Raw genomic sequence first — 12,088 nt, forward strand, 5'->3', positions numbered from 1 at the left:
GGGGTGTAGCGCAGTCCGGTTAGCGCACCTGCTTTGGGAGCAGGGGGTCGTGGGTTCGAATCCCGCTACCCCGACAAAGAAGGGGGTTCAATTGAAAAGTATTCGGGGTGTAGCGCAGTCCGGTTAGCGCACCTGCTTTGGGAGCAGGGGGTCGTGGGTTCGAATCCCGCTACCCCGACAAAAAAAGAGGCAATTACATCATTCATGTGGTTGCCTCTTTTTTTATTACATTTTCAGGTAGTATTCTCTGGTTAGTTCAATGTATTCCTTACTGTATTGATGGCGGGTTAGTTCTATTAATAGTTCTTCTGTCCGGCATTCCTGCTTTTTGAAAACAAAAGTTATCAAGGTTCTTTTAGGGGGTAATCCGGGTTTGGTGATAACATTCAGTTGCCTGCATGGATATAAAGAGTGGTTGGAGGCAACTTCTTTTATACTGTCCGAAACATCTGTAGGCACGACGACAGTAAATTCTCCATCTTCTGAAAGAAGTTGTGATACTCCGCTAAACAAATCCTCATAAGTTAACTCATTATTGTGCCGGGCAGCATTTCTTTGCTGATCAGGGCATTTTAAAGAGTCTACGAAATATGGAGGGTTAGAGACTATGACATCAAAACGTGTAGTAGAAGTATACTGTTTAAAATCTACCTGTAACACTTCTATCCTATCTTGCCAGGGAGAGTGTACCACGTTTTCTGTAGCCTGTTTGGCAGCGGCACAGTCTATTTCGAGGGCAACAATAAAAGCGTTGCTACGCTGGGCAAGCATTAAAGCTACTAATCCGGTTCCTGTTCCAATGTCGAGTATTCTTTGGGCGTTCTTAACACTGGACCATGCACCGAGTAGTACTCCGTCTGTTCCTACTTTCATAGCACATTTGTCGTGCCATACGGTGAACTGTTTGAATTGGAAATATGGATTTGGCATTTTGCTAATATCTTATGGAAATTGCCAAAAATAAATAATTATTATGAGATAACGTTCGGTAAACGGTATAATTTGGCATTGTTTTTGTGTTTTTATCGTACGTGGGCTTTATTATTAATGAATAATCGATTAACTTTGCAAACAATTTATGCCCATATAATGACATAAACTAATTTAAACGAAATGATGAGAGAAAAATACTTTATGGAAGATTCAGATGATAATGCATTCTCACTGATCGCCGATTTTGAAGGAAATGAAGAGCAAATGTTCGATGTGAAAATCAAATCAGGTGATACTCTTCCGGTACTTCCCCTTCGTAATATGGTGTTGTTTCCGGGGGTATTTATGCCGGTTTCAGTGGGTAGGAAGTCATCCTTGAGATTAATACGTGAGGCTGAAAAGAAAAATATGAATATAGCGGTTGTTTGTCAGAAAGTAGCTCAGACAGATGAACCTCAATTTGAAGATCTGCACACAATTGGAACCATTGGGAAAATTGTGCGTATTCTGGAAATGCCTGATCAAACGACAACTGTTATTTTACAGGGATTGAAACGTTTGGAATTGACGGGTATTACAGAAACCCATCCTTATCTGAAGGGCAGCATCGAAGTGAAAGATGAAATAATGCCTGACAAAAATGATAAGGAATTTCAAGCTCTGGTTGAAACTTGCAAAGACTTGACAATACGCTATATTAAATCTTCGGATTCTTTGCATCAGGATTCTGCATTTGCTATCAAAAACATTAGTAACCATATGTTTCTGGTAGATTTTATCTGCACTAATTTACCTTTAAAAAAGGACGAGAAGATAGAATTACTCCGTTACGATTCATTGAGAGAGCGTACTTATCGTCTGTTGGAGATCTTGAACCGGGAGGTCCAGCTTGCTGAAATTAAAGCGTCTATTCAGATGCGTGCCCGTGAAGATATAGACCAGCAGCAGCGTGAATATTTCTTGCAGCAGCAAATTAAAACAATTCAGGATGAATTGGGTGGCAGTGGACAGGAGCAGGAAATAGAAGAAATGCGCAATAAAGCGTATAAAATGAAATGGAGCGAAGAAGTACGTACCCTCTTCTTGAAAGAGTTGGCCAAATTGGAACGTACGCATCCGCAATCTCCTGATTTTAGTGTACAGTTGAACTATCTGCAAACGATGCTTAGTTTGCCGTGGAATGTATATACAACGGATAATTTGAATCTGAAGAATGCAGAGAAAACACTGAATAAAGATCATTATGGTCTGGAAAAGGTGAAAGAGCGTATTCTTGAACATTTGGCTGTTCTGAAACTGAAAGGTGATATGAAATCACCGATTATCTGTCTGTATGGACCTCCGGGAGTTGGTAAGACTTCTTTGGGGAAATCTATCGCTGCTGCTCTGAAACGGAAGTATATTCGTATGTCTTTAGGAGGTGTACATGATGAAGCCGAGATTCGCGGACATCGTAAAACCTATATCGGTGCTATGCCGGGACGAATTATAAAGAGTTTGATAAAGGCAGGTTCTTCCAATCCGGTATTTATTTTAGATGAGATTGATAAAGTAAGTGCAGATCGTCAGGGAGACCCTTCATCTGCTTTACTGGAAGTGCTCGATCCGGAACAGAATACAACGTTTCATGACAACTTCCTTGATGTGGATTATGACTTGTCTAAAGTGATGTTTATTGCTACTGCCAATAATCTGAACACGATACCTGGACCATTGCTTGACCGTATGGAACTGATTGAGGTTAGTGGCTACATCACGGCAGAAAAGGTTGAGATTGCCCGTAAGCATCTGGTTCCAAAAGAGTTGGAAGCAAACGGAATGAAAAAGACTGATATTAAGATCCCAAAAGATACATTGGAGGCTATTATAGAGTCTTATACTCGTGAAAGTGGGGTGCGTGAGTTGGAGAAGAAGATCGGTAAGATACTTCGTAAATCGGTCCGCCAGTATGCTACAGATGGTTATTTTTTAAAGACTGAGATTAAGCCTGCCGATTTATATGATTTTCTGGGAGCACCTGAATATACCCGTGACAAATATCAGGGTAATGACTACGCAGGTGTTGTGACAGGATTGGCATGGACTGCTGTTGGAGGTGAAATCTTATTTGTTGAAACAAGTTTGAGCCGCGGTAAAGGTGGACGCTTGACTTTAACGGGCAATTTGGGGGATGTAATGAAAGAGTCTGCTATGCTGGCACTTGAATATATCAAAGCGCATGCTTCATTGCTGAATCTGGACGAAGAGATATTTGATAATTGGAATATTCATATTCATGTTCCGGAAGGTGCTATCCCTAAAGATGGTCCGTCAGCAGGTATTACTATGGCTACTTCATTGGCTTCTGCGTTGACACAACGTAAAGTGAGAGCAAATCTGGCAATGACCGGTGAAATAACTCTTCGCGGTAAAGTGCTTCCGGTGGGCGGTATTAAGGAAAAAATTCTTGCAGCTAAACGTGCAGGGATTAAAGAGATTATAATGAGTGCCGAGAACAAAAAGAACATAGATGAGATTCAGGAGATTTATCTTAAAGGACTGACATTCCACTATGTAACTGATGTGAAAGAAGTATTTGCAATTGCATTGACTAACGAGAAGGTGGCTGATGCCATTGATTTATCTGTAAAGAAAGCCAGCCAGGAATGACATTTGAATTACAATATACAGACGCAAAAAGTAATGCCCGTGCAGGTCTGATTACAACAGACCACGGGCAGATACAAACTCCTATATTTATGCCGGTGGGTACACTTGGCACAGTGAAAGGTGTACACCTGACAGAATTGAAAGAGGATATTGAGGCTCAGATCATATTGGGTAACACGTATCATCTTTATTTGCGTCCGGGATTGGAGGTCATTGAAAAAGCCGGTGGATTACATAAATTCAACGGTTTTGATCGTCCGATGTTGACTGATAGTGGTGGGTTTCAGGTCTTTTCGTTGGCAGGTATCCGTAAACTGCGTGAAGAAGGCGCTGAGTTTCGTTCACATATTGATGGAAGTAAACATGTTTTTACTCCTGAGAAAGTGATGGATATTGAACGTACTATCGGTGCGGATATTATGATGGCATTTGATGAATGTCCTCCGGGAGATTCTGACTATGCATATGCCAAAAAGTCATTAGGACTGACACACCGTTGGCTTGACAGGTGTATTCAGCGTTTTAATGAAACGGAACCTAAATATGGCTATAATCAATCTCTTTTCCCTATAGTCCAAGGGTGTGTATACACAGACCTACGTAAACAATCAGCAGAGTTTGTTGCCTCTAAAGGAGCGGATGGAAATGCCATTGGAGGACTTGCCGTGGGTGAGCCTGTGGATAAAATGTATGAGATGATTGAAGTTGTAAACGACATTTTGCCGAAAGACAAACCCCGTTACCTGATGGGAGTCGGTACGCCGGTGAATATTCTGGAGGGTATTGAACGTGGAGTTGACATGTTTGACTGTGTAATGCCTACTCGAAACGGTCGGAATGGAATGTTATTTACCAAGGATGGTATTATAAACATGCGTAATAAAAAATGGGAAATGGACTTCTCTCCTATTGAAGCTGATGGCGCTTCTTGCGTAGATACTTTATACAGTAAAGCTTATCTGCGTCATCTGTTTCATGCGCAAGAGTTATTGGCTATGCAGATTGCTTCTATCCATAATCTGGCATTCTATCTCTGGTTGGTAGGTGAGGCACGTAAACACATTATTGCCGGGGATTTCTCTACATGGAAGCCGATGATGGTAAAAAGGGTGTCAACAAGACTATAATTAAATGAAAAGCAATCGTTTTATCAAACTGCTGGACTGGTATATCATCAAGAAGTTCTTGGGGACATACGTATTTGCTATTGCGTTGATTATCTCTATCGCTGTAGTGTTTGACTTCAATGAGAAGATGGATAAGTTTATGGAGCGTGAAGCGCCCTGGACTGCAATCGTCTTTGATTATTATATGAACTTCATTCCCTACTTTGCGAATTTATTCAGTCCGTTGTTTGTATTTATTGCCGTAATTTTCTTCACTTCAAAGCTGGCAGAGAATTCAGAGATTATTGCTATGTTCTCCACCGGAATGAGTTTTAAGCGTCTGATGCGTCCTTATATGATATCGGCAGCCGTTATTGCAGTAGCTACTTTTATGTTGGGATCATATGTAATACCTAAAGGAAGTGTAACGCGTTTGAACTTTGAGGATAGGTATGTAAAGCCCAAAAAGAAAGGTAGCGCACGTAATGTGCAACTTGAGGTGGCTGACGGCGTAATAGCTTACATTGATAATTATCAGGATTATAATAAGACCGGAAATCGTTTTTCGCTGGATAAATTTGTTGATAAGAAACTGATTTCTCACCTGACAGCACGTCGTATTGTATATGATACAACTACTGTAAACAAATGGACTATTCATGATTATATGATACGTGAACTGGATGGCTTGAAAGAAAATATCATAAAGGGGGATAGAATGGATTCTATTATAAATATGGATCCATCTGATTTTCTGATTATGAAGAATCAACAGGAAATGCTTACCAGCCCTCAGTTGAGTGAATACATTGATAAGCAACGGAGGCGTGGATTTGCCAATATCAAAGAGTTTGAAATTGAATATCATAAGCGTATTGCCATGTCTTTTGCGTCGTTCATTCTAACTGTGATAGGTTTATCCCTGTCATCAAGAAAAACCAAGGGAGGAATGGGACTGCATTTGGGAATCGGGCTTGCACTAAGTTTCTCGTATATCCTTTTCCAGACAATTACTTCGACTTTTGCTGTTAATGGAAATGTTCCTCCTGTAGTTGCGGTATGGATACCGAATGTATTGTATGCATTCATAGCATTCTACTTATATAAAAAGGCTCCTAAATAATGCTTATTTTCTGTAATGGCAGATGATTAAAAGAGTAATCTGAATCTTTAAAGAAAAAGTCCCGTCAACTTTTAAGTAGACGGGACTCTTTTTGTTGTATTCATTTCCTCTTTTGTCTATTCCTGAACATCTTTATTTATTCAGGAAATTCCCCTCTCTCCTTACACTTTTTATTGAAGTCAGAATATTATTTTATCCGATTTCTTTTATGTGAGCAGAGAGTTCTGCAACAGAGATGTTTTTGGCTATAATAACACCATTTCCATCTAATAAATAGTTAGTGAAACCCCGGTTCAAACGGTATCTTTTAAATAAACCGGAATCTTCGCCTTTAGTTTCCACGAAACAAGTGGGCGTAACTATTTGATCCTTACGAATAGTTTCTTCAAATACCGAACGATATTCGTCAAATGACACAGAAACCATTTCCACATTGGGCATATCAGACCGAAGTACATTGTTCAAACTTACGTTTTGCATCCGGGACTGTGCATCATAACTTGCCCAAAAACTTAGCAACACATACCGACCTTTTAAGTCAGCCAATTTAAGAGGGCGTTGCTCCCCTGACGTAGATTCGATTCGAAAATCAGGGGCTACGTCACCCACACTTAAGCCTCCGGTAGGTTTGTCTTTTTCAACGAAGGCTGTCAAGGAACAAATTAGTAATACAACAAAAATCCATTTTACATGTCTCATGTAATTCGGTTTTGGTTAATACTATTCGGGACTGTCCTTAAACAGTGGCTTCTCCCCGAAACATCGTCTTTCCAGGCATTAAACGGAGAGGAATCCGTTGATTGTCAATGCCTTTAATTCAGAAACCGGGCGCAAAGGTAAGTATTTATTAAATTAACTTCCAAATAAACAAGCAAATTTCTTACTTTTTGACCATAATTTTTTATGTTCTTTAGCATAGGTACCGACTTTTTTCTCTATTTTTGCAGGATTAAAAGATTTTTTTTATGCAACTCTCAAATACTGAACTCATTCTCATCCGAATAACAGGTGAAGACCGTCCTGGATTGACGGCTTCTGTGACAGAAATATTAGCAAAATATGATGCTACAATTCTAGATATCGGCCAGGCGGATATTCATAATACGCTTTCATTAGGTATCCTTTGTATGACAGAGGAACAGAATTCTGGGTTTATTATGAAAGAGTTATTATTCAAAGCTTCGTCTTTGGGGGTAACAATTCGTTTTTATCCTATATCTACGGAGGAATATGAAAGTTGGGTAAAGATGCAGGGAAAGAACCGTTATATACTTACGTTGTTAGGACGTAAACTTTCTGCTCGTCAGATTGCTGCAACTACTCGTATTCTTGCTGAACAAGGGATGAATATTGATGCTATCAAACGTCTTACAGGACGTATTCCTCTGAATGAGTGTGAAGCACGTACACGGGCTTGTATTGAGTTCTCTGTTCGTGGTACCCCGAAGGATCGTATTGTTATGCAGGAACAGTTAATGAAACTGGCTAGTGAACTCGAAATGGATTTCTCTTTCCAGCTTGACAATATGTATCGACGTATGCGTCGTTTGATATGTTTTGATATGGATTCTACTTTGATAGAGACAGAGGTTATTGATGAACTGGCAATGCGCGCTGGTGTGGGAGATCAGGTGAAACAGATTACTGAGCGTGCTATGCGTGGAGAAATTGATTTTGTAGAAAGTTTCCGTGAGCGTGTAGCATTACTTAAAGGGTTGGATGAGTCGGTGATGCAGGAAATAGCAGAGAACTTGCCTATTACGGAAGGAGTAGATCGGTTGATGTATGTCCTGAAGAAGTATGGTTATAAAATTGCTATTCTAAGTGGAGGTTTTACTTATTTTGGAAAATATCTACAACAAAAATATGGCATTGACTATGTGTATGCCAATGAACTTGAGATTATAGATGGTAAGTTGACCGGACGTTATTTGGGTGATGTGGTTGATGGAAAACGGAAAGCGGAACTCCTCCGTCTGATTGCACAGGTTGAAAAAGTAGATATTGCCCAAACAATTGCAGTAGGTGATGGAGCCAATGATCTTCCGATGTTAGGTATTGCCGGATTAGGTATTGCATTTCATGCTAAACCTAAGGTAGTAGCCAATGCTAAGCAGTCTATTAATACAATTGGCCTGGATGGGGTACTTTATTTTCTTGGTTTCAAAGATTCATATTTGAACATGTAAATCTGCCTGTGATTAATTGGTGATATTATTAATTTGTATAATAAGCATAAAATGAAGTTTTCTGAACTAAAACTAAACGATCGTGTACTTGAAGCACTCGACGCAATGCGGTTTGATGAGTGCACACCGATACAAGAACAGGCAATCCCTGTTATTCTTGAGGGAAGAGATTTAATTGCGGTCGCTCAGACAGGTACAGGTAAGACGGCTGCCTTCTTACTCCCTGTATTAAATAAGCTATCTGAGGGAGAGCATCCGGAGGACGCTATTAACTGCGTTGTCATGTCCCCTACCCGGGAACTGGCACAACAGATAGATCAGCAAATGGAAGGATTCTCCTATTTTATGCCAGTGTCCAGTGTTGCTGTATATGGTGGAAACGATGGAGTGCTTTTTGAACAACAGAAGAAGGGGTTGACTCTTGGGGCAGATGTGGTAATTGCTACTCCGGGCCGCTTGATTGCTCATCTGAGTTTAGGATATGTGGATTTATCAAAGGTATCCTATTTCATACTGGATGAAGCTGACCGCATGCTCGATATGGGCTTTTATGAGGATATTATGCAAATTGTAAAGTATCTGCCTAAAGAGCGTCAGACAATTATGTTTTCGGCAACAATGCCTGCCAAAATTCAACAGTTGGCTAAAACAATTCTGAATAATCCGGCAGAAGTGAAGTTGGCTGTATCCAAACCAGCCGAAAAGATTGTTCAGGCAGCATATGTATGTTATGAAAACCAAAAATTAGGTATTGTCCGTAGTCTTTTTGAGGAGGAAGTACCCGAGCGTGTTATTATCTTTGCATCCTCTAAAATTAAAGTGAAAGAAGTTGCGAAAGCTCTGAAGATGATGAAGTTGAATGTTGGAGAGATGCATTCGGATCTGGAACAGGCACAGCGGGAATTCATTATGCATGAGTTTAAGTCTGGTAGAATTAATATCCTTGTAGCGACTGATATTGTATCAAGAGGAATTGATATCGATGATATTCGTTTAGTGATCAATTTTGACGTTCCTCATGATAGTGAAGATTATGTGCACCGTATCGGACGTACTGCACGTGCTAATAATGATGGTGTAGCTCTTACATTCGTAAATGAAAAAGAACAGACCAACTTTAAGAATATAGAAAATTTCCTGGAAAAGGATATTTATAAAATACCTGTACCTGCAGAATTGGGTGAAGCCCCGGCTTATAATCCACGAAGCAATGGCAGTGGCGGTAGATCCCGAAACTTTCGTAAGGGAGGTGGACGGAAATCCGGAGATCGTTCAAGAGGGAGAAAACAATAAATATATAAAAGAGAATGGAGAATATCAATGCTGTAAATTATTGATATTCTCCATTTCTTCTTTTTTCTATTTGATTATTTGTTCGCAGAAATAATGAGTTTTTTATCAAAAGAAATTAATAAATTCACAATATTACATACAGCACTTTCCGGAATACAGACCATAGCCTGATAATGAAATCCTTTATGATCAACACCTTTAAAATCCATATCGGATAAAATTGATTGTTGCAGGAAATCTGTTGAGATTACTTTCTCGAACATTTGCTTTGTTATATCACTGGCATACAAACATTTCTTTCCCTCATATAAACATATATGCATAATATTGTCATAATATATATTATCCATACTGATACCGTCTTCTGAATAGGTGGTTTTTACTACTCTGATTTTAGAGGGGTTGATATATACATATGCTCTATAACGAATTCCATCAAATGTTACTACACTGTCTTTTTTAGTGACTTCTGTATAAGTTGGAATAACCTCAACCGGCTTTCCGGAGAAGGCTAATGAATCATTGGGATCTTCTGATTTGTGGAGCTTTACAATATTATCTGCTAAGGAATGGAATGAAAAGGTATACTCTGTTTGCTTATCAATCTGATAACGTGTCTGTTCATTTCCATAGGTATAAAGAGTGTCCTTTATTACTTTAAAGTATATGGGGGCACTTTGTGAATCTGCATAATAAATAGTATCACCTTTGATTTGCATTAAAGGAACATCACTTTCATCATCAAGCCAGATTCCTTGTAATAGTTGCTTGGCTTTGATGTCTTCATTTTGTTCCGAAGAGTTTTGTCTTTGGGTGCTATTACACGCCATAAGCAAGACCGTCAACAACGATATCGCTACGTATTTAATCATTTATTTAGTTTTGTGCAAAAATACACAATTATCTTCTTATTTCCCAATACAATGGTATATGAATCCTTGTTCTTCCATTTCTTTTTTCTCATAGATATTACGACCATCTAAAACAATTTGTTGTGCCATTGTCTTTTTGATTACTGCCCATGAAGGTAAACGAAACTCTTTCCATTCGGTAACTAACATCAGGACATCTGCGTCAAGTACAGCATCATACATATCACGTGCATAATAAATGGTGTCCCCTATCCTCCTTTTACATTCTTCCATGGCGGCGGGATCATATGCTCTGATATTACATTCGGCTTGCTGCAACTTATCTATAAGTACCAGTACAGGAGCTTCACGCATGTCATCTGTTTCCGGTTTGAAAGCAAGTCCCCAGATAGCAATTGTTTTATTTTGCAAATCATTGCCAAATAGTTTCTGAAGTTTATCAAATAAAGCACTTTTCTGTGTTTCATTCACTTCTTCTACAGCACGGAGCACACGCATATCATATCCATTTTGTTCTGCAGTCTTTATTAATGCTTTCACATCTTTCGGGAAACAAGATCCTCCATATCCTATTCCCGGATAAAGGAATTTACGTCCGATACGAGTATCTGAACCAATACCACTACGTACCATATTTACATCAGCTCCTACAAGTTCACAAAGATTTGCTATATCATTCATGAAACTGATACGGGTAGCAAGCATTGAATTTGCTGCGTATTTAGTCATTTCTGCAGAAGGAATATCCATAAAGATCACCCGGAAGTTATTTAATAAGAACGGTTTATAGAGTTTACTCATGAGTTTCTTTGCGCGTTCCGACTCTACTCCCACTACCACACGATCCGGGCTCATAAAGTCACTGATGGCATTTCCTTCTTTTAGGAATTCAGGGTTTGAAGCAACGTCAAATTCTATATTGACTCCTCTTTTGTCCAGTTCTTCTTGAATGGCATTACGTACTTTCTGAGCTGTCCCTACCGGCACAGTACTTTTAGTAACTACCAGTTTATATTTATTCATATTACGCCCGATTGTATGGGCTACAGCAAGAACGTAACTGAGATCTGCACTACCGTCTTCATCGGGAGGTGTACCTACCGCACTAAATATCACTTCTACATCATTTAAGCAACTTTCCAATGATGTTGTAAATCGCAATCGTTTTGACTTTGTATTCCGGAGTACCATTTCTTCCAACCCCGGTTCATAAATAGGAATGATACCTTTTTTTAATGTTTCTATTTTTTCACTGTTAGTATCAACACAAGTTACATCTACACCTATTTCAGCAAAACAAGTTCCTGTAACCAAACCTACATATCCGGTCCCTACAATTGCAATTTTCATATTTTGATGTTTTGTTTGAATGGATTATACGAAATATTCAGCTTCTTGGAAAGTTTTAGCTTGTTTGTCCTTCTCAGACATAATAACTTGAGACTCAGCTATAGGCCAATCAATAGCTAATGACGTGTCACAATATAATAAAGATGCTTCTGCTTGTGGAGTATATACATTATCCACTTTGTAAGTAAAAATAGCTTCTTCGCTTAACACCAAAAAACCATGAGCAAATCCACGTGGAATAAAAAACTGGCGTTTATTTTCTTCGGTTAGTAAAACACTGACATGCTTCCCAAATGTAGGTGATGATTTTCGTAAATCCACTGCTACATCAAGTACTTCTCCTTTTATGACACGTACCAGTTTTGCCTGGCTATATTCCCCTTTTTGATAATGTAAACCACGCAATACACCGAATGATGATTTAGACTCATTATCCTGTATGAAGTTTACTGGCCCAATGTATTTTTCAAACTCTTCTTTTTTAAAAGCTTCCATAAAATATCCTCTACTGTCAGAAAATATTTTAGGTTCTATTAACCATACGCCATCAATTTCTGTCTGTATGTAATTCAT

General features: G+C 39.0%; 10 protein-coding genes and 2 tRNA genes. 7 read left to right on the plus strand and 5 right to left on the minus strand.

The features are described from left to right. Together ACESQI_RS20295 and ACESQI_RS20300 are read left to right on the plus strand one after the other, a co-directional pair. A tRNA-Pro gene (locus ACESQI_RS20295) sits at positions 1-74 on the plus strand. 29 nt (positions 75-103) lie between these two features. Beyond that, a tRNA-Pro gene (locus ACESQI_RS20300) sits at positions 104-178 on the plus strand. A gap of 47 nt (positions 179-225) precedes the next feature. Here ACESQI_RS20300 and ACESQI_RS20305 read toward each other — a convergent pair. Then, positions 226-930: a tRNA1(Val) (adenine(37)-N6)-methyltransferase gene (locus ACESQI_RS20305; protein ID WP_373126957.1), complete on the minus strand. Its 705-nt coding sequence runs from the start codon at positions 928-930 to the stop codon at positions 226-228. 186 nt (positions 931-1,116) lie between these two features. On the opposite strand from ACESQI_RS20305, the gene lon reads away from it, so the two are divergent. Genes lon through ACESQI_RS20320 form a run of 3 tightly spaced genes read left to right on the plus strand, consistent with a single transcriptional unit; the run spans position 1,117 to position 5,811 of the window. Continuing rightward, the gene (gene lon, locus ACESQI_RS20310) at positions 1,117-3,582 is read left to right on the plus strand and encodes an endopeptidase La (RefSeq protein ID WP_373126981.1); all 2,466 of its coding nucleotides are present in this window, start codon (positions 1,117-1,119) and stop codon (positions 3,580-3,582) included. Continuing rightward, positions 3,579-4,709: a tRNA guanosine(34) transglycosylase Tgt gene (gene tgt / locus ACESQI_RS20315; RefSeq protein ID WP_002560222.1), complete on the plus strand. Its 1,131-nt coding sequence runs from the start codon at positions 3,579-3,581 to the stop codon at positions 4,707-4,709. Before lon ends, tgt begins: the two co-directional genes overlap by 4 nt. Before the next feature lie 4 nt (positions 4,710-4,713). Continuing rightward, complete coding sequence (locus ACESQI_RS20320; protein WP_002560223.1) at positions 4,714-5,811, plus strand: LptF/LptG family permease; 1,098 nt, start codon at positions 4,714-4,716, stop codon at positions 5,809-5,811. A gap of 192 nt (positions 5,812-6,003) precedes the next feature. On the opposite strand, the gene ACESQI_RS20325 is transcribed toward ACESQI_RS20320, so the two are convergent. Then, positions 6,004-6,510: a TlpA family protein disulfide reductase gene (locus ACESQI_RS20325; RefSeq protein WP_373126960.1), complete on the minus strand. Its 507-nt coding sequence runs from the start codon at positions 6,508-6,510 to the stop codon at positions 6,004-6,006. A 266-nt stretch (positions 6,511-6,776) separates the two neighbouring features. Between ACESQI_RS20325 and serB the strand changes: the two genes are divergently transcribed. Next, a complete protein-coding gene (serB, locus tag ACESQI_RS20330) occupies positions 6,777-8,000 on the plus strand; it encodes a phosphoserine phosphatase SerB (protein WP_002560225.1) in 1,224 nt (407 codons plus the stop codon). Positions 8,001-8,051: 51 nt separating this feature from the next. After that, positions 8,052-9,293 carry a DEAD/DEAH box helicase gene (locus tag ACESQI_RS20335; RefSeq protein ID WP_002560226.1) on the plus strand — a complete coding sequence of 414 codons (1,242 nt, stop codon included), beginning with the start codon at positions 8,052-8,054 and terminating at the stop codon, positions 9,291-9,293. 74 nt (positions 9,294-9,367) lie between these two features. Here the strand turns inward: ACESQI_RS20335 and ACESQI_RS20340 are convergent, their stop codons facing one another. From ACESQI_RS20340 to rfbC, 3 genes are read right to left on the minus strand one after another with little or no spacing between them, the layout of a single operon-like run. Continuing rightward, complete coding sequence (locus ACESQI_RS20340) at positions 9,368-10,165, minus strand: DUF4738 domain-containing protein (RefSeq protein ID WP_025867766.1); 798 nt, start codon at positions 10,163-10,165, stop codon at positions 9,368-9,370. Positions 10,166-10,201: 36 nt separating this feature from the next. After that, positions 10,202-11,515, minus strand: coding sequence for a UDP-glucose/GDP-mannose dehydrogenase family protein (locus ACESQI_RS20345; protein WP_237977375.1), 1,314 nt, complete (start codon positions 11,513-11,515; stop codon positions 10,202-10,204). 24 nt (positions 11,516-11,539) lie between these two features. After that, positions 11,540-12,088, minus strand: coding sequence for a dTDP-4-dehydrorhamnose 3,5-epimerase (gene rfbC, locus ACESQI_RS20350; protein WP_195659917.1), 549 nt, complete (start codon positions 12,086-12,088; stop codon positions 11,540-11,542).

The organism is Bacteroides sp. HPS0048, from assembly GCF_964240755.1.
GTDB lineage: Bacteria > Bacteroidota > Bacteroidia > Bacteroidales > Bacteroidaceae > Bacteroides > Bacteroides nordii.